Source organism: Micromonospora sp. NPDC048839, assembly GCF_040649915.1.
Taxonomy (GTDB): domain Bacteria; phylum Actinomycetota; class Actinomycetes; order Mycobacteriales; family Micromonosporaceae; genus Micromonospora.
This window is the reverse complement of sequence record NZ_JBEZGL010000035.1, coordinates 1-17309: the sequence shown is the minus strand read 5'-3', so window position 1 is coordinate 17309 and position 17309 is coordinate 1. Positions and strand designations below refer to the sequence as shown.

General features: G+C 72.6%; 18 protein-coding genes and 1 riboswitch. Of the genes, 10 read left to right on the top strand and 8 right to left on the bottom strand.

Going from position 1 to position 17309, the window contains the following annotated elements; translation table 11 throughout:
• The first annotated feature begins 175 nt into the window (after nt 1-175).
• Entirely contained in the window at nt 176-394 is a 219-nt protein-coding gene (locus tag AB0C25_RS35750) for a hypothetical protein (protein ID WP_357379399.1), read from the top strand.
• A gap of 171 nt (nt 395-565) precedes the next feature.
• On the opposite strand, the gene bluB is transcribed toward AB0C25_RS35750, so the two are convergent.
• Nucleotides 566-1192, bottom strand: a complete 627-nt coding sequence (gene bluB, locus AB0C25_RS35745) for a 5,6-dimethylbenzimidazole synthase (protein WP_357379397.1) — start codon at nt 1190-1192, stop codon at nt 566-568.
• 28 nt (nt 1193-1220) lie between these two features.
• Nucleotides 1221-1421, bottom strand: a riboswitch (cobalamin riboswitch).
• A 12-nt stretch (nt 1422-1433) separates the two neighbouring features.
• Nucleotides 1434-2333 (bottom strand): bifunctional 5,10-methylenetetrahydrofolate dehydrogenase/5,10-methenyltetrahydrofolate cyclohydrolase, encoded by a 900-nt coding sequence (locus AB0C25_RS35740; RefSeq protein ID WP_357379395.1) that lies wholly within the window; start codon nt 2331-2333, stop codon nt 1434-1436.
• 221 nt (nt 2334-2554) lie between these two features.
• Between AB0C25_RS35740 and AB0C25_RS35735 the strand changes: the two genes are divergently transcribed.
• Nucleotides 2555-3124 carry a sigma-70 family RNA polymerase sigma factor gene (locus AB0C25_RS35735; protein WP_357379393.1) on the top strand — a complete coding sequence of 190 codons (570 nt, stop codon included), beginning with the start codon at nt 2555-2557 and terminating at the stop codon, nt 3122-3124.
• Between the two features lie 18 nt (nt 3125-3142).
• Entirely contained in the window at nt 3143-4108 is a 966-nt protein-coding gene (locus AB0C25_RS35730) for a CU044_5270 family protein (protein ID WP_357379391.1), read from the top strand.
• A gap of 21 nt (nt 4109-4129) precedes the next feature.
• On the opposite strand, the gene AB0C25_RS35725 is transcribed toward AB0C25_RS35730, so the two are convergent.
• Nucleotides 4130-5242 (bottom strand): FAD-dependent monooxygenase, encoded by a 1113-nt coding sequence (locus tag AB0C25_RS35725; RefSeq protein WP_357379389.1) that lies wholly within the window; start codon nt 5240-5242, stop codon nt 4130-4132.
• A 145-nt stretch (nt 5243-5387) separates the two neighbouring features.
• On the opposite strand from AB0C25_RS35725, the gene AB0C25_RS35720 reads away from it, so the two are divergent.
• Nucleotides 5388-6323 (top strand): DUF2332 domain-containing protein, encoded by a 936-nt coding sequence (locus AB0C25_RS35720; protein WP_357379387.1) that lies wholly within the window; start codon nt 5388-5390, stop codon nt 6321-6323.
• 78 nt (nt 6324-6401) lie between these two features.
• Here the strand turns inward: AB0C25_RS35720 and AB0C25_RS35715 are convergent, their stop codons facing one another.
• The gene (locus AB0C25_RS35715; RefSeq protein ID WP_357379385.1) at nt 6402-7343 is read right to left on the bottom strand and encodes a MerR family transcriptional regulator; all 942 of its coding nucleotides are present in this window, start codon (nt 7341-7343) and stop codon (nt 6402-6404) included.
• Nucleotides 7344-7390: 47 nt separating this feature from the next.
• Complete coding sequence (locus tag AB0C25_RS35710) at nt 7391-7954, bottom strand: dihydrofolate reductase family protein (protein ID WP_357379383.1); 564 nt, start codon at nt 7952-7954, stop codon at nt 7391-7393.
• A 194-nt stretch (nt 7955-8148) separates the two neighbouring features.
• Here AB0C25_RS35710 and AB0C25_RS35705 point away from each other — a divergent pair, with 194 nt between their 5' ends.
• Nucleotides 8149-8403 carry a DUF5522 domain-containing protein gene (locus tag AB0C25_RS35705; RefSeq protein WP_357379381.1) on the top strand — a complete coding sequence of 85 codons (255 nt, stop codon included), beginning with the start codon at nt 8149-8151 and terminating at the stop codon, nt 8401-8403.
• A 102-nt stretch (nt 8404-8505) separates the two neighbouring features.
• Nucleotides 8506-9057 (top strand): hypothetical protein, encoded by a 552-nt coding sequence (locus tag AB0C25_RS35700; protein ID WP_357379379.1) that lies wholly within the window; start codon nt 8506-8508, stop codon nt 9055-9057.
• A gap of 19 nt (nt 9058-9076) precedes the next feature.
• On the opposite strand, the gene AB0C25_RS35695 is transcribed toward AB0C25_RS35700, so the two are convergent.
• The gene (locus tag AB0C25_RS35695) at nt 9077-9766 is read right to left on the bottom strand and encodes a metal-dependent transcriptional regulator (protein ID WP_357247558.1); all 690 of its coding nucleotides are present in this window, start codon (nt 9764-9766) and stop codon (nt 9077-9079) included.
• Nucleotides 9767-9867: 101 nt separating this feature from the next.
• Here AB0C25_RS35695 and AB0C25_RS35690 point away from each other — a divergent pair, with 101 nt between their 5' ends.
• From AB0C25_RS35690 to AB0C25_RS35680, 3 genes are read left to right on the top strand one after another with little or no spacing between them, the layout of a single operon-like run.
• Nucleotides 9868-10728: a sulfurtransferase gene (locus tag AB0C25_RS35690; protein WP_357379377.1), complete on the top strand. Its 861-nt coding sequence runs from the start codon at nt 9868-9870 to the stop codon at nt 10726-10728.
• 48 nt (nt 10729-10776) lie between these two features.
• Nucleotides 10777-11958, top strand: a complete 1182-nt coding sequence (locus AB0C25_RS35685) for an acetoin utilization protein AcuC (RefSeq protein ID WP_357379375.1) — start codon at nt 10777-10779, stop codon at nt 11956-11958.
• A 24-nt stretch (nt 11959-11982) separates the two neighbouring features.
• Complete coding sequence (locus AB0C25_RS35680; protein WP_357379373.1) at nt 11983-14538, top strand: GNAT family N-acetyltransferase; 2556 nt, start codon at nt 11983-11985, stop codon at nt 14536-14538.
• Nucleotides 14539-14548: 10 nt separating this feature from the next.
• On the opposite strand, the gene AB0C25_RS35675 is transcribed toward AB0C25_RS35680, so the two are convergent.
• Complete coding sequence (locus AB0C25_RS35675; RefSeq protein WP_357379371.1) at nt 14549-14956, bottom strand: glyoxalase superfamily protein; 408 nt, start codon at nt 14954-14956, stop codon at nt 14549-14551.
• Between the two features lie 111 nt (nt 14957-15067).
• Entirely contained in the window at nt 15068-16072 is a 1005-nt protein-coding gene (gene sigB, locus AB0C25_RS35670; protein WP_357247580.1) for an RNA polymerase sigma factor SigB, read from the bottom strand.
• A 240-nt stretch (nt 16073-16312) separates the two neighbouring features.
• Between sigB and AB0C25_RS35665 the strand changes: the two genes are divergently transcribed.
• Nucleotides 16313-17101: a sporulation protein gene (locus AB0C25_RS35665; RefSeq protein ID WP_357379369.1), complete on the top strand. Its 789-nt coding sequence runs from the start codon at nt 16313-16315 to the stop codon at nt 17099-17101.
• The last annotated feature ends 208 nt before the right edge of the window (nt 17102-17309 follow it).

Below are 17309 nucleotides of genomic sequence, written 5' to 3'. Positions count from 1 at the left end.
TGATCGAGGATCACCTCGGGCGGCTCCTGTCCGTGGACTTGCCCGGCGTTGACGGCTTCTGTGCGGGCTATAGCTGGTGGCGGGCGTGGTTGTCCCCGTACCCCTGTTGTCAGGCGGAATGGGCCGCCCGCTGGCACGCCCGGTCCGCCGCCGGCCTCTCCCTGAACAGGGTGCAGTGACCACCCATGGCCCGGTCCTTCCGGTGTGGACCTGCGGCGGCTGTGACGCCCCTTGGCCCTGTCGGACCCGGCGTACCGAGCTGCGTGCCGAGTTCGACGGCGCGGCGGTGTCGTTGGGTCTCTACATGGCGTCCTACCTGGTCTGGGCCGCGGAGGACCTGACCTGGGTGTCCGCCGGGCTGCTGCACCGGCGCTTCCTGGGCTGGGTCCGGTGAGGTTATCCGGTGCGGCGGCGAGCGCAGGAAGCCGGCTCGATAACTTAATGCTGAGTAGTTGTGGGCGACCCGGTCTGACTACTCAGTATTAAGTGATCATGCCGATGGCGGTGGTGGCGGAGCCTGGCTACCGGCTCGCGCGTTCGCGCGCCCGGGGCTGCAGTCACCTGGTTACTCGGACCAACGATCGTGGTGGATCACCGACGACAGGGGACGTCGCTGACGCCACCCGTGCCGCTCCAGGTCCGGCGTCTGCTCCAGGTGGGTGACCGGGCCGAGGCAGAGCCACGCCACCGGGCGGACGGTGGCCGGGATACCGAGCAGGTCGCGCAGGAACGGCTCCCGGTAGAACGAGACCCAGCCGACCCCGAGCTGCTCGGCGGTTGCGGCCAGCCACAGGTTCTGGATCGCCAGACAGACCGAGTAGAGGCCGGCGTCGGCGATCGCGTGTCGACCGAGCACGGCCGGCCCACCCCGCTCCGGGTCGTACGTGACCACGACCGACAACGTCGACTCTCGTACGCCATCGATCTTTATTCGGGCGAAGCGTTCCGCCGCCGCACCGTCGAGAGTGGCCGCGAAGGTGTCCCGCTCCTGCTCCACGTGTCGGTGGAACTCCTGCCGCAGCTCAGGATCGCGGACCAGGATGAAGTCCCAGGGCTGGGAGAGGCCGACGCTCGGTGCGGCGTGCGCCGCCGTGAGGATCCGATCCAATGTCTCGGCGGGGATCGGCGCCCCGGTGAATTGGGCACGTACGTCCCGGCGGCGGTGGATGGTCTCGTAGAGTCCGTTGTTCAAGGCAGGCTCCCGCTGCGCTCGCGCCCCTGACGGGGCGATGACGCGAGGCCGGTCTTCGGACTCCCGGATCTCCGCTGGTCACCCGCCTTCCCAGCCCCTCAGGGCCAGTGGCTGCGTCTGGTACGCGTGGGTGGCAGCTCCCCGGTCACCGCGGCGGGCCCGTGCCGGACTCACACCGGCTTCCCGATTCTCCCCACTCGCGCGGGGCACCTCGCAACGTTTGTGCCACCGAGCAGCATAGCTACTGGCTCGCGCGCTCGGCCGCGCGCACGGCGTTGCGGAACAGCATCGCGACGGTGGTCGGACCGACCCCGCCGACCCGGGGCGTGATGGCGCCGGCGACCTCGGCGCACGCTTCGTCCACGTCCGGTAGGAGGCGCCGCCCTTCGTAGCGGACGCCGGCGCCGATGACGACGGCGCCGGGCTTGACGTGCTCGGGCCGCACGATCCGGGGTACGCCGGCGGCGGCGACGAGGATGTCGGCGCGGCGGGTGTAGCGGTCCCAGTCGGGCACGCCGGTGTGGACGACGGTGACGGCTGCGTTGGCGGTCGGGCGCTTCTGGGCGAGCAGCATCGCCAGGGGGCGGCCAAGGGTGGCGCCGCGGCCGAGGATGACGACCTCACGTCCGGCGACGGGGATCTGGTGGTACGCCAGGAGGGCTTCGATGCCGGCGGGGGTGCAGGGCAGCGGGCCGGGCAGGCCGACGGCGAGACGCCCCATGTTCAGCGGGTGCATGCCGTCGACGTCCTTGTCCGGGTCGATCGTCAGCAGCGCCGCGTCGTAGTCCAGATGCCCCGGTACGGGGTACTGCACGAGCAGTCCGTGCACGGCGGGATCGGTGTTGAAGCGGGCAATGGCCTGGTGCAGTTCGGCCTGGGTGGCGGTGGCGGGCAGATGCACGTGCGGGGAGGCGAACCCGAGCGCGGCGGCCTGGCGCTGCTTGATGGCGATGTAACCGGCGCTGGCGTCGTCGTCGCCGACGAGGATGGTGGCGAGGCTCGGGGTGATCCCGCGGCTGCGGAGTGCTGCGGCAGCGGCGGCGGTCTCGGCCAGGACGGCTTCGGCGACGGGTGCGCCCGGCAGGAGCCGAGCCGTGCCAGACGGGGTGTGGTGCTGCGCGGATCCACTGGTCGTGGTCATGACGGATTCTCCACGCAGGCGCCCAGGCGGTCGACGCCCGCGAGAGGCTCCCCGATGGTTTCACCATCCCCGTGCCGCCAGTCGCCGGTGCTTCGATCATGCCGCATCACCAGGGCGACTGCCCAACTGACCGGTCGTGCCGCCTGCGGCCGGGGGGTTTGGTAACACCCGCGGTCCGGCTTACGAAGAAGGGGTGTGACGGTTACGAGAGGGGACGGCCTGTGAGTGAGCCCAGCGAAGTGGGGGGTGACCTCGCCGGCATCGGGGCCGATCCGGTGGCCTTCGAGGTCTTCTACCGGCGGCACGTGGAGGCGGTGGGCCGGTTCGTGGCGCGTCGGGTCGACGACCCGCACCTCGCCGCCGACCTGACCGCCGACGTGTTCCTGGCGGTGATCGAGTCGGCGGACGGCTACCGGCCGGACCGGGGCAGCCAGGTCGGCTGGCTGTACGGGGTGGCCCGCAACGTCATCGGCGACGAGCGGCGTCGGGCTGCCCAACGGCTGCGGGTGACCGGCCGACTGGCCGGACGACGGGACCTGGGCCCCGATGACATCGCCCGCATCGAGGAGCGGATCGACGCCGAGTCGGCGGCCCGCCGCACCTGTCGAGCGTTGAGCGAGCTGCCCGAGGGCACCCGAACGCTCGTCGAACTCGTCGCCGTGGACGGCCTCAGTGTCGCGGAGGCGGCGACCGTGCTCGGGATGTCACCGGTCGCTGCTCGGGTCCGCCTGCATCGTGCCCGTCGCGTCGTTCGCGCCGTGCTCGCCCAACCGGCCACCACCCTCGCCTGACAAGACGGAGCTGACGCCATGAACAAGATCGAACAGTCGACCGAGGGTTTCGAGGAGCAACTCCTCAGAGATCTGACCGCCCACGTCGCCCGACGGGCCGAGGTGGCTTCGACGGGCCGTTCCGCCGGACGTTACACCCGGTTCCTGCGCGGTTGGCGACTCGCCGGAGCGTTCGGGCTGGCCGTCGTCCTGACCGCCGGTGGGCTGGCCGTCCAGACCATGCGGGTGGGCGACAAGCCGCCGCCCACGGCAACCGCGTCGGAGATCCTCCGGATGGCGGCGGACGCCGCCCGGCAGCAGCCCGAGCTGACCGCGCGACCCGACCAGTACGTCTTCACGGAATCCCTCGCGATAGTCAGGGACATGCCGGCCAGCGGCCCGTACCGGACCATCCGGAGCGAACTGTGGCAGTCGGCCGGCGGAGTCGCGTACACGCAGGGACGCTATCGACCGGAGACCGATCCGAACGGGTGGAGCGAGCTGACGGAGCTCCGCCTCGGTGATCCCGGGGATCCCGACAAGGAGCTCGACGCCTTCCAGTCGCCGGCGTACCACGGCGACCTGCCCACCGATCCGGACGAGCTGCTTCGATATCTCCGGGACCACCCGGTCGACCTGCATCTCCCCGAAGGAGCCGACGAGGAGGCCGTCTACGGGGACGAGAGCATGGTGTACACCACCGCGCGGATGATGCTCCAGGGCTACGTGCCGCCCCGAACGCTGGCGGCGCTGTTCGAGTTGTTGGCACGGGAGCCCGGGGCGGTCGTCATCTCGGGCGACGTGGTGGACGCCGCCGGTCGCCATGGGGTGGCGATTCGGATGCCCGGCGTGATCGGTGGGCACGATGACGTCCTCTTCGACCGGGACACCCACGTCTACCTCGGCCGCCGAGGGTCGGTGGTGCGCGACGGCAAGGAGTCCGTGCACGCGGCCGTCGCGCTCCTCCGCATCGCCATCGTCGACCGGCCGGGTCAGCAGCCCTGAGCAGCACCCGGCGACGGCGGTTCAGGGCTGGGCGAACAGCGGTCCGTAGTTCGAGCGGAACATCTGCTCACCCAGGCGGCGCATCACCAGGTCGCGGAGCGCGGGCGGGAGCCCGGTGGCCCTGTCGCGGCGGTGGGTCTGGTTGAGCACCCAGTCGGTACGCGGGCGTCGCCGCGCCTCGTACCCGCGCAGGGCTTCGGCGATGGACCCGGCGGCGGCCAGCGACGCGGCGAGCACGACGGCGTCCTCCAGGGCCATCGCCGCGCCCTGGGCCATGTTCGGCGAGGTGGCGTGGGCGGCGTCACCGATCAGCAGCACCGGTCCCCGGGACCAGGCGCCGAGCACGACCTCCTGGTTCGGGCCGGCGTGCAGGGTGCTGTCGTCGTGGTCGAGAGCCTTGAGCATGCTGGCGACCGGCTCGGTGAACGTCGCGGCCACCTCGTCGCGCCAGCCGGGTCGGTCGGCCACCGGGCCGTCGTTGTAGTAGCAGTAGGTCTGTTCGGCGCTGATCGGGATCGTCAGGAACTGCCGACCGCGCCCCAACTGCACCGACCAGACCGGCTCGGCGTCGATCCGGGGAGCGATCCACCGGTACGCGTACTGGCCGAGGTCGCGGGCCGCCGGAGCGTCGAAGGCGAGCCGCCGGACCGTCGAGTTCACGCCGTCCGCGCCGAGCACCAGGTCGTACCGTTCGATGCTGTGGTCGTCGAACTCGACGGCGACCCGGTCACCCTCCTCGGACAGCGCGACCGGGTGGCGGTCCCAGCGGATCGGGGTGTCCCCGACGCCGGCGAGCATCGCCCGGTGCAGGTGCGCCCGGGGTAGCGACACGCACGCCCCGACGCCCTGCCACAGCGCGGTCACGTCGATGTCGAAGAGGCGACCGCCGCGCTGGTTGGCGCTGCGCTGTCGGGTGATCTCCACGGCGACGTCGGCGACCGGCTCCCGCAGACCGAGTACGGCGAGCACGCGGGTCGCGTTGCCGGTGAGGTAGATGCCGGTGCCGGAATCGGTCGGCCCGGGTGCCCGCTCGACCACGTCGATCGTCGCGCCCCAGTCCCGCAACGCGGCCACCGTCGCGAGCCCGGCGACACCTCCACCGACGATCAGTACCCGGACACCGTTGCCCCGCACGACACACTCCTCCCCGTTGCCCCACCCGCACCCCCGCTGAGCTGCTGCTCAACGGGCCGGCCGCCGCAGCACTCTACGAGGGCGGTGAGTCGACACACGGGAATGGGGGCTGAATTTCCGAGGAATGGGCTGCGACGATCAGGGCATGACGACCGCTGAGGCGTACGCCGAGTTCGGCAGCCGCGAGGCGCGTGGGGTGTCGCCCACGTACGAGCGTCTGGCGCAGGCCGTCGCCCGTGACGACGCGCTGCTCGCCCTACTCGACAGGCTCCCGCCGAACAAACGGCAGCCGAATCTGCTGTTCGGAGTCGTGCGCTGGCTCGGCGGCCCGGTCGACGACCCGGTCGCGTTTCACGAGTACGCGGTGACGCACTGGCCCGCCGTCGAGGCGGAGCTGCGCACCCGGGCCACCCAGACCAACGAGAGCGGCAGGTGCGCGGTCCTGCTGCCGGTGCTCGCCGCGCTGCCGCAGCCCCTCGCCCTGCTGGAGATCGGTGCGTCCGCCGGGCTCTGCCTCTACCCCGACCGGTACGCGTACCGCTACGGCGAACACGAGGTCGGCTCCGGCGCGCCGGTCCTGGAGTGCGCGGCCAGCGGGTTGGTGCCGCCGGCCCGCGTACCCCGGGTGGTGTGGCGGGCTGGTCTGGACCTCAACCCGCTCGACGTGACCGATTCCGGCGACGTGTCCTGGTTGGACGCCCTGATCTGGCCGGAGCACGCGCACCGGCGGTCCCGGCTGCGTGCCGCGGCGGCGGTCGCCGGCACCGATCCTCCGCTGCTGGTCCGCGGTGATCTGGTGGACGACCTCCCGGCGCTGGCCGCCCGCGCGCCGGCCGACGCGACGCTCGTGGTCTTCCACACGTCAGTGCTCTACCAGGTGCCGCAGCCGCGCCGGGACGCGTTCGTCCGGCTGGTCCGTGAGCTGCCGGGCCACTGGATCGCGAACGAGGCACCGGAGGTGCTGCCGTACGACGGGTTGCCCGACCCGCCGAGCGACGCGCTGCACAACGTCCTCGCGCTCGACGGGCAGCCGCTGGCCTGGACCCGAGGCCACGGCCAGGCGATGACCTGGTTCGGCTGAAGCCGCCCAGCCGCCCAGCCGCCCAGCCGCCCAGCCGCCCAGCCGCCCAGCCGACGCGGCCGAGCCCACCCGGCCGGCTCAGCGAACCGGTTCGGGCATCCGGGCGTGCAGGGCCCGGATGAACCAGTCCACCGCCGGCGCGGTCGCCTCGCCTGTCGACCAGCCGTTGAGCACCGCCACCAGGTCGAGGTAGCGGTCGCGGCGGGGATCGTTGGCCGGCACCAGCCGGTCGAGCAACCGCTGACGCAGGTCGGCGTCGTCGGAGTGACCGTGCAGGTTCGCGTACCGGCTGGTGGCTGCCGCGACCACCGGATCGGCGTCCGGGCTGGTCGGGTCGAGGCCGGTCGCGAGGGCGGGGGCCACCGCGTCCCGGACCACCGCGACGGCGTCCGGGCGGGGAAGCCCCGGGACGTCGTGGTCGGCGGCGTGCTGCCGCGCCAGTCGCCGCATCCGGGCCCGGAACTCCGGATCCCGACACACCTCGGCCAGCTCCAGCCACGCCTCGACCTGCTCGGTGGTGGGGTCGTCGGGAAGTTCCGGTGTCATCGAGACGAGCACACCCGGGTACGCGGGCTGGTCGCCGAGGCCGGCGAAGACGCCGGCCAGGAAGTCGGCGACCAGATGACCCCGTTCGCGGGCGGTGAGCCGGGCCAGCCGGTGCAGCTCGTCCACCTCGGCCGGGCCCGACCCGCGCCTCGCCGCGACGGTGAGCACCGCCTGGCGTAGCCGCAGCACCCGGATCTGCACCGCCAACGCCTCGGCGTGCGCGGCGGCCACCTCGGGCAGGGGCACCTCGCGGTCCACCACCCGCCGGATGGTGGCCAGGTCCACGCCCAGGTCGCGCAGCGTCCGGACCAGGTCCAGCCGGGCAACCGCCGCGGCGTCGAAGAGGCGGTAGCCGGTCGGGCTCCGGTCCGTCGGTGGCACGATGCCGCTGTCGGCGTAGTACCGGATGGTCTTGACGCTCAGGCCGGTACGTCGGGCCAGCTCGCCGATCGTGTACTGCTCCGCACCGCTCATGCCCCCACCCTCACGTCTCCCCCCGGTGGAGACTCAAGCGACAGCCGTCAGCGAGCCCGCTCGTGGCGAAGTAGGACCACGCCGTTGCCGAAGACGCGGCTCTCCGCCAGTCGCAGGTCGGTCGGCGCGTCGGCGTCCGGGAAGAGCCGGCGACCCCGGCCGAGCAGCACCGGGTGGACGTAGATCCGGTACTCGTCGATCAGGTCGTGCCGAGCGAACGTCGCGGCCAGGTCGGCCCCGCCGAGCCCCAGGTCGCCGCCGGGCTCGGCCTTGAGCCGTCGTACCTGCTCCGGGTCCACCTCACGGACCAGCGTGGCGTTCCCGTCGACATGGTCGAGCGTGCGGGAGTAGACGATCTTCGGCATGCCCCGCCAGATGCCCGCGAACTCACGCGTCGGGGCACTGCTGGTGGGGTCCTGGTCGGCGGTCGGCCAGAAGTCGGCCATCAGCTCGTAGCTCACCCGGCCGTTGAGGAACCCACCCATCGGCGCGATCACGTCGTTGAAGTGCTGGTGCAGCTCGTCGTCGACCTGGTGCCACCCGATGTCGCCACCCGGTCCCTCGAAGAACCCGTCCAACGACACGCTCATGTGCACAACGATCTTCCGCATCGCGTCTCCTCGGTGCTCGTCACAGCCTTCGGTCCCCCGAGCATCGTCGGACCCTACGACGAAACCGGCGGCGTGTCCCGCCTTCGACGCAGCGGAGAGCAGACCACGAGTCCGACCCGGTAGAGCAGCACTCCCCAACCGGGCCGGGCCAGCGGTCCTAGACTGCTGCTGGTGAACGGGAAGGACTGCTGCTGGTGACCGAGGAGCGACGACCCCTGGCGGATCGGCCGCTCACCGAGCCGCACCCGTCCCGGCTGTCGCCCGCGCACCCCGACCGGGCCCGAATCCTCGCCACGCACGCCGCCGCGCTGACCGCCGGGGAGGCCGGCTATCTCGACCCGACGACGGGGTTGTTCGTGCTCAGCGCCGGTTTCCTGGCCCGGCGCGGCACCTGCTGCGGGCGCGGCTGTCGGCACTGCCCGTATGTGGATGGTCCACTCTCGGAATAGGCGTAAACGAGGACTTCCGCGCGACACCTACACCCCGTACGGTGTCCGACGGACATCCGGCGGGCGCCTTCCGCCGTCGGTCGGTCGGCGAGAGGGTGGAGCGTGCGCGGGCGGATCGTGGTCGGAGGGCTGGCGGGGCTGCTGGTGAGCGGCTGCGCCGCCGAGGCCGAGCCGGTGGCGGTGCTGCCGCCGCCGGTGCCGATCGCCGTGGACGTGGCGGCGGCGTCCTCCGGCGGCGCCTGCCGGCTGTTGGACTTCGCGGTGATCGAGCAACTGGTGAAGGTGCGCTTCGACGTGGCGGCGGCCAGCGAGCAGGGCGACACGCACACCTGTGTGGTGCGGGCCGGAGGCGCGGCGTTGCCGGAGCTGACGCTCAGTGTGTCCGAGACCACGATCGACAAGGCCACCTTCGGCGCGGACGTGGTGCCGGACAGGGCGGCGAAGATCACCGGGCTGGGCCAGCAGGCGTACCGGCGGACCACCGCCGCGGCGAGCGGGCACGGGCCGGTCGCCGAGGTGGGCTGGCTGGCCAGCGACGGGCGGCTGGCCACGTTGAGCTGGACCGGCGCGCGGGGCAGCGAACGCGCGGCGGCGGAGAAGGTGACCGCTGACCTGGCCGCGCTGGCCAAGAAGGTGGACACCCGGGCGCTGTGACGCCCGGGTGACCGGTTGGTCAGCTGGCGGCGACGAACACCCGGGAGGCGACTTCGCGGGGGAGTCGTACCCGGTCGCCCGACCTGTCGATCGACACGCCGTCGCGTTCCTGCGCCACGGTGACCGTGGCGCCCGGGTCGACACCGGCGGCGTGCAGTTGACGCAGCACGTCGGCGTCCTTCTGCACGCTCTCGCAGATCCGGCGCACCACGACCGGCCCGGAAAGGCCCGGGAAGGCCAGGTTGCGTTCGCCCTCGACGGCCTCGGTGGCCTCCTCCGCCGGCGAGCCCAGCTCCTGCAGCCCGGGGATCGGGTTGCCGTACGGGGAGCGGGTCGGCCGGTTGAGCAGGTCGTACACCCGCTTCTCCACCGCGTCGCTCATCACGTGCTCCCACCGGCAGGCCTCTTCGTGGGCCTCCTCGTAGGGCATCCCGATGACGTTGACCAGCAACAGCTCGGCGAGGCGGTGCTTGCGCATCACCGACACGGCGCTGCCTCGGCCCTGCACGGTGAGTGTCAGGTGCCGGTCGCCCTCGACGGTGAGAAGGCCGTCGCGTTCCATTCGGGCGACGGTCTGGCTCACGGTGGGGCCGCTCTGTTGCAGCCGTTCGGCGATCCGGGCACGCAGCGGCGGCACCCCTTCCTCTTCCAGTTCGAGGATGGTGCGCAGGTACATTTCGGTCGTGTCGACCAGGTCGTGAGACTTCATAACGTCAGCGGCCCTCCGGTGCACGATGCTACCTCGCACGGCGGGCCGGCGACCGCCGCCGAACCGCGTGCCGTCGACGCGAATGGTGTTGGATGGTCGCCATGTCCGGTACCCAGGAGCCGCTGGTCGAGGTCGACCGCCTCGCCGCCGAGCTTGACCAGGATGATCCGCCCACCCTGCTCGACGTTCGCTGGCGGCTCGTCGGCCCGCCGGGCCACGACGACTACCTCGCCGGCCACCTGCCCGGCGCGGTCTTCGTCGACCTGGACACCGCGCTGTGCGGGCCGCCCGGCGTCGGCGGCCGGCACCCACTGCCCGACCCGGCCGCGATGCAGGCCGCGCTGCGGGCCGCCGGCGTCCGCGCCGGTCACCCCGTGGTGGTGTACGACGGCGGCGACGGCCTGGCCGCCGCGCGGGCCTGGTGGACGCTGCGCTGGGCGGGGCACCGCCCGGTGCGCCTGCTGCACGGTGGCTATCCAGCCTGGGTCGCCGCCGGCCGGCCCGTCTCCACCGACGCGCCCGCCCCGGCTCCCGGTGACGTCGCGGTACGCCCCGGTGATCTCCCGGTGCTCGACGCGGGGCAGGCCGCCGAGGTGGCCGCCGCGGACGACGCGGTGCTGCTCGACGTGCGGGCGGCGCCCCGCTACCGGGGTGAGGTCGAGCCGATCGACCCGGTCGCCGGGCACGTGCCGGGTGCCGCGAACCTCCCCGCCGGGGAGTACGTCGGTCCGGACGGGCGCTTCCCGGCCGCCGACGCCCTGCGGGAGCGGTTCGCCACCGTCGGAGTGACCGGGGCGCGGGCCGTCGGGGCGTACTGCGGCTCCGGGGTGACCGCCGCGCAGGCGGTGCTCGCGCTGCACCTGGCCGGCCGCACCGACGCCGCCCTCTACGTTGGATCGTGGAGCAACTGGGTGGCCGATCCCACGCGCCCGGTCGCCCCCGGGCCGACATCTGCGCGCTGACCAGCGCGTGCGGTGGGTCGGCGACGGTCCTCGTGCGACGATGGGCCCATGTCCGACGACACGGTGGTGGTGTGGGACGAGTCGCTGCTCGCCTACGACATGGGTGATCATCCGCTCGACCCGGTGCGGGTCGAGCTGACCGTCGCGTTGGCCCGGGAGTTGGGCATCCTGGATCGGCCCGGGGTGCGGTTGGTCAAGCCGGAGCCGGCCGACGACGCCCTGCTCACCCGCGTGCACCACCCGGCCTACCTGGCCGCGGTGCGGGCCGCGCCCCGCGATCCGCTCTTCGCCGGCTACGGGCTGGGCACGTCCGACAACCCGATCTTCGAGGGGATGCACGAGGCCAGCGCGCTGATCACCGGCGCGACGGTGGCCGCCGCCGAGGCGGTCTGGCGCGGTGACGCCCGGCGAGCGGTGAACGTGGCCGGCGGCCTGCACCACGCGATGCCCGCCCGCGCGTCCGGCTTCTGCGTCTACAACGACCCGGCGGTGGCCATCGCCCGCCTGCTCGACCTGGGCGCGGAGCGGATCGCGTACGTGGACGTCGACGTGCACCACGGCGACGGCGTGCAGCACGTCTTCTTCAACGACCCCCGGGTGCTCACGGTCAGCCTGCACGAGACTCCGCTCGCCCTGTTCCCGTACACCGGGTTCCCGGACGAGACGGGTGGGCCGGGCGCGCAGGGCACGGTCGTCAACATGCCGTTGCCACCGGGTGTCGACGACACCGGTTGGCAGCGGGCGTTCCACGCGGTCGTGCCGTCGGTGCTGCGCGCGTTCCGGCCGCAGGTGCTGGTCACCCAGTGCGGCGCCGACGGGCACCGGCTGGATCCGCTCGCCGACCTCAACCTGACGGTGGACGGGCAGCGGGCCACCTACCTGGCGATGCGGGCACTCGCCGACGAGTTGTGCGACGGCCGGTGGGTGGCCACCGGCGGCGGCGGGTACGCGCTGGTCGAGGTCGTGCCCCGGGCCTGGACTCACCTGCTGGCCGTGGCCACCGGTGACCCGATCGACCCGACCACGCTCACCCCGCCGGGCTGGCGGGACCTGGCCGCCGCGCGTCGTCTGGGCCGGGAGGTGCCGCTGCGGATGACCGACGACGCCGACCCGTCGTACGAGCCGTGGCAGCCGACCGGCGAGCCGAACGCGGTGGACCGGGCGATCGCGGCGACCCGCAAGGCCGTCTTCCCGCTGCTCGGGCTCGATCCGCACGATCCGCGGGACTGAGCCGGGCGGGGGAGGGCTGCGCCGGTGACGACCGTGGACCAGCCGGTGGACGTGCTGCTCAGCGACGGCAGCACCGTCCAGTTGCGTCCGATCGACCCGGCTGACGCGCCGGGCATCGTGGCGATGCACAGCCGGTTCTCCGAGCGCACCCGCTACCTTCGGTATTTCTCGCCGTACCCCCGCATCCCCGAACGGGACCTGATCCGGTTCGTCACCGTCGACCACCACGACCGGGAGGCATTCGTGGTCCTGGTCGCCGACCGGATCGTCGCGGTCGGCCGGTACGAGCGGCTCGGCCCGCAGGCGCCGGACGCGGAGGTGGCCTTCGTCGTGGAGGACGCCTACCAGGGCCGGGGCATCGGTTCGGTGCTGATGGAGCACCTGGCCGAGACGGCCCGCCGCAACGACATCATGAGTTTCGTCGCCGAGGTGCTGCCGACCAACGGGACGATGTTGCGGGTCTTCGCCGACTTCGGTTACCAGGTCCAGCGCGAGTACGCCGACGGTGTGGTGCACCTGAGCTTCCCGATCGCGCCCACCGAGGCGACGTTGGAGGTGCAGCGTGGCCGGGAACACCGCACCGAGGCCCGCTCGATCGCCCGGCTGCTCACCCCCCGGGGCATCGTCGTCTACGGTGCCAGCGCCACCGGCCAGGGTGTGGGCGCGGCGGTGCTCGGGCATCTGCGCGACGGTGGTTTCACCGGCGCGGTGGTGCCGGTGCATCCGAGCGCGTCCACCGTGGCGGGCCTGCCCGCGTACCCGGCGGCGGTCGACGCCGGCACGCCTGTGGACCTGGCGGTGGTGGCGGTCCCGCCGGAGGCGGCGACCGCGGTGGTCGCCGACGCCGCCGCCGCGGGGGTGCACGCGCTGGTGGTCATCTCGGCCGGCTTCGCCGAGGCCGGGGCCGAGGGCGCGGCCACGCAACGGGCGCTGGTCCGCGCCGCGCACGCCGCCGGCATGCGGGTCGTCGGCCCGAACTGTCTCGGCGTGGCCAACACCGACCCGACGGTACGCCTCAACGCCACGCTCGCCCCGGCACTGCCGCCGCCGGGCCGGGTCGGCATCTTCAGTCAGTCCGGCGCGTTCGGGGTGGCGCTGCTCGCCGAGGCGGACCGGCGTGGCCTCGGGCTGTCCAGCTTCGTGTCGGCCGGCAACCGGGCCGACGTCTCCGGCAACGACCTGCTGCAGTACTGGCAGGACGATCCCGGCACCGACGTGATCATGCTCTACCTGGAGACCTTCGGGAACCCGCGGAAGTTCGCCCGGCTGGCCCGGCGGATCGGCCGGGCCAAACCGGTCGTCGCGCTCGCCTCGCCGGCCCGCCCGGTGGGGGTCGGTGACACCGCCGGGCCGGACGAGGCGGCGGTGGCCGCGCTCTTCGCCCAGTCCGGGGTGATCCGGGTGGACACCGTGCCGGAGCTGCTGGACGTGGGCGTGCTGCTGGCCAACCAGCCGTTGCCGGTGGGCGGACGGGTCGGTGTGGTGGGCAACTCCTCGGCCCTGACCGGCCTGGCCGCCACCGCCTGCGTCGGGCACGGTCTCACGGTGGCCGACGGTTATCCCCGCGACGTCGGGCCGGGCGCTGGTGCCGCCGAGTTCGCCGCCGCTCTCGCCGAGACGGCCGGCGACGACCAGGTGGACGCCCTGGTGGTGGTCTTCGCGCCGCCGCTGCCCGGCCAACGGACCGAGGTGGACGCCGACGTGACCGCCGCCCTACCGGCGGCCCTCGCGCTGGGCAAGCCGACCGTGGCGACGTTCCTGGTCGGGCGGCTGCCGCCGGGGGTGCCCGCGTACGGGGGAGTGGAGGAGGCGGTGCGCGCCCTCGCCCGGGTGCACCGGTACGCCGAGTGGCTCCGCCGCCCGCCCGGGGTCGTCCCCGAGTTGCCCGGCGTCGACCGGGTCGCCGCGCAGGCCGCGTTCCGCCCCGACGCCACCGACGCCGGTGCACTGCTGGCCGCGTACGGGATCGACGTGGTGGCGTCGGTGCCCGTCGACTCGGCCGACGCGGCGGTCGACGCGGCGGCGCCGCTGGGCTATCCGGTGGCGCTCAAGGCGGCTGCCCCCGGGCTGCGACACCGGCTCGACCTCGGCGCGGTCCGGCTCGACCTGCCCGACGAGATGGCTCTCCGTCGGGCGTACACCGAGCTGGCCGCGGCCTTCGGTGCGGACGTACTGGTCCAGCCGATGGTGCCGCCCGGGGTGGCCTGCGTGGTGGAGCTGGTGGAGGACCCGGCGTTCGGGCCGGTGGTCGGTTTCGGTCTCGGTGGGGTCGCCACCGAGTTGCTGGGCGACCGGGCCTGGCGGGCGGTGCCGCTGACCGACACCGACGCGGCCGAACTGGTCGACGAGCCCGGGGCCGCGCCGCTGCTGCGCGGGCACCGGGGTGCCGCGCCGGTCGACCGGACGGCCCTGGCCGACCTGTTGCTGCGGGTGGGTCAGCTCGCCGACGAGCAGCCCCGCGTGCGGTCGCTGACCCTCAACCCGGTGCTCGCCCGCCCGGACGGCATCGCGGTCCTGCACGCCCAGGTCCGGGTGGGCGGCGTGGCCGCCCGCCCGGACACCGGTCCCCGCCGCCTCTGAGAGCGCCCGATCAGGGCCGGCTGGAGATCTGCTGGACGCCCCAGGTGTTGCCGTCCGGGTCGGCGAAGAAGACGAAGCCGACGTTGTCCAACGGGTGCGGCGTGGTGGTCGGTTTCCCGCCCAGCACCTGGATCTCACTCACCTCCACCCCTCGTCCGACAAGCTCCTTGTGTGCCCGCTCCAGGTCGGCCACCACCAGTTGCAGGCCCTTGACCGAGCCCGGCGGCATGTCCGGGACGGCGCCCTTGCCGATCACGATGGAGCAGCCGGAGCCGGGTGGGGTCAGCTGGATGATCCGCGCATCGTCGCTGATCACCGTGTCGTGATCGACGGTGAAGCCGAGCTGGTCGGCGTAGAACGCCTTCGCCCGGTCCAGGTCGGAGACCGGCACGATCACCACTTCCAAGGTCCAGTTCATGGTCGCTCTCCTCGGTTCGTCGTGGATGACAGTAGTTCTCTGCGTCGCCGCACCACTACAGCACGAAAGGCCCTGGCGAACCGCCAGGACCTTCCGTGGGAACCGGGTGTGTCAGCAGGCGTACGCCTCCAGGCGCTGCGCCCGCTCCGGGGCGCGCAGCTTCAGCAACGTCACCTTCTCGATCTGCCGGATCCGCTCCCGGGACAGGCCGAACTCCCGGCCGACCTCGTCGAGCGTGCGCTGCCGGCCATCGTCCAGGCCGAACCGCAACCGGATGACCGCCTGCTCCCGCTGGGACAGGGTGGCCAACACGATGCTGACCTCGTTGCGCAGCTCGCCCTGGGCGGCGGCGTCGCCCGGCTCGGTGCGCGGGTCCACCGAGGCCACGAAGTCGCCGAGCGCACTCTCCCCGTCGTCGCCGACGGCCTGGTCCAGGCTGACCGGCTCCCGGTCGTAGGAGATCAGCTCGATGACCTGGATCTCGGGGACCTCCAGGGCGCGGGCCACCTCGGCGACCGTGGGCTCGCGGCCCAGCGTCACCGCCAGCTCGCGGCGGGCGCGGACCATCCGGTTGACCTGCTCGACCATGTGCACCGGGATGCGGATGGTGCGGGCCTGGTCGGCCATCGCGCGGGTGATCGCCTGCCGGATCCACCAGGTGGCGTACGTGGAGAACTTGTAGCCCTTGGCGTAGTCGAACTTCTCCACCGCCCGGATCAGGCCGAGGTTGCCCTCCTGGATCAGGTCGAGAAACGCCATCCCGCGTCCGGTGTAGCGCTTGGCGATGCTGACCACCAGCCGCAGGTTCGCCTCCAACAGATGGTCCTTGGCCGCCCGGCCCTCCGCGACGACGAGTTGCAGGTCGGCCCGCAGCTCCTCGGAGACGGGAGTGCAGGTGGCCAGCTTCTCGTCCGCGAACAGGCCGGCCTCGATCCGCCGGGCCAGGTCGACCTCCTGCGCGGCGGTCAGCAGCTTGGTCCGGCCGATCCCGTTGAGGTACGCCCGGACCAGGTCGGTCGAGATGCCACGCTCGTCGGTGGCGTCCAGGTCGGTGAGGACCTCGGAGGTCCCGTCGGTGTCGGTCGTGGTGGCCGGGCGCGTCCGGTGTTCCGTCATCTGCAGGACCATCTCTGTCTCTCCCCGTTTCCACGTCTGTGCCGTGTCTCCGGCCCAGTGGTGCCGGTGTGAGACACAGCTTGGCGGGCAGGGCGTAAAACGGGAGTGAGGCGATCGTGCACCCGACAGGAATTGCGTCGGATCGTTGTGTGGAGTGTCGACCCGGTCCGTGGTTGCCCGGCCCGGCTACGTTGCGGACGGTCGGCACCTCGGTCGGCACGGACACAGTTGGAGGACGGCGTGGTCTTCAAGCGGCTCATGAAGGCGATGGGGGTCGGCGGCCCGTCGGTGGAGACGGTGCTCGCCAACCCGAACTGCCGCCCGGGCGGGCAGTTGGAGGGCCGGATCCAGGTGGTCGGCGGTGACCACCAGGTCGACATCGACCACGTCGCCCTCGGCCTGGTCACCCGGGTCGAGGTCGAGAGCGGCGACAACGACTACGACACCACGCAGGAGTTCCACCGCCAGCAGGTCACCGGCGCGTTCCGGCTGGAGCCGGGGCAGCGCCACGACATCCCGTTCCGGTTCGGCGTGCCGTGGGAGACACCGGTCACCGAGCTGTACGGGCAGCACCTGCACGGAATGACGATGGGGCTGCGTACCGAGTTGGAGGTTTCCCGCGCAGTCGACAAGGGCGACCTGGACGCGGTGTCGGTGCACCCGCTGCCCGCTCAGGAGCGACTACTGGACGCGCTGCTGCGGCTGGGTTTCCGGTTCGCGCGTGCCGATGTGGAGCGTGGACACATCTACGGCGTACGGCAGACGTTGCCGTTCTATCAGGAAATCGAGTTCGGCCCGGCACCGCAGTACGCCCGCTCGATCAACCAGTTGGAGGTCACCTTCATCGCCGACGCCCAGCAGATGCAGGTGGTGCTGGAGGTCGACAAGCGCGGTGGTGTCTTCACCGAGGGACGGGATGCCTTCGGCCGGTTCACCGTCGACCATGCCACCGCCGACCGCACCGACTGGACCACCGAACTCGACAACTGGCTCCGCCAGTCCCTCTCCCGCCGAGGCCTCTTCTCCTAACTCGGAAGTAGACCCACTTCCTCCCGATTAGGGCCGCTTCGCGCAGCGGAGCGACAGCGACTAACCCCACCCCACGGCCCCCACCCCACCCCACCCCACGGCCCCCTCCCCACCCCACCCCACGGCCCCCTCCCCACCCCACCCCACGGCCCCCTCCCCACCCCACCCCACGGCCCCCTCCCCACCCCTCCCCACCCCACCCCACGGC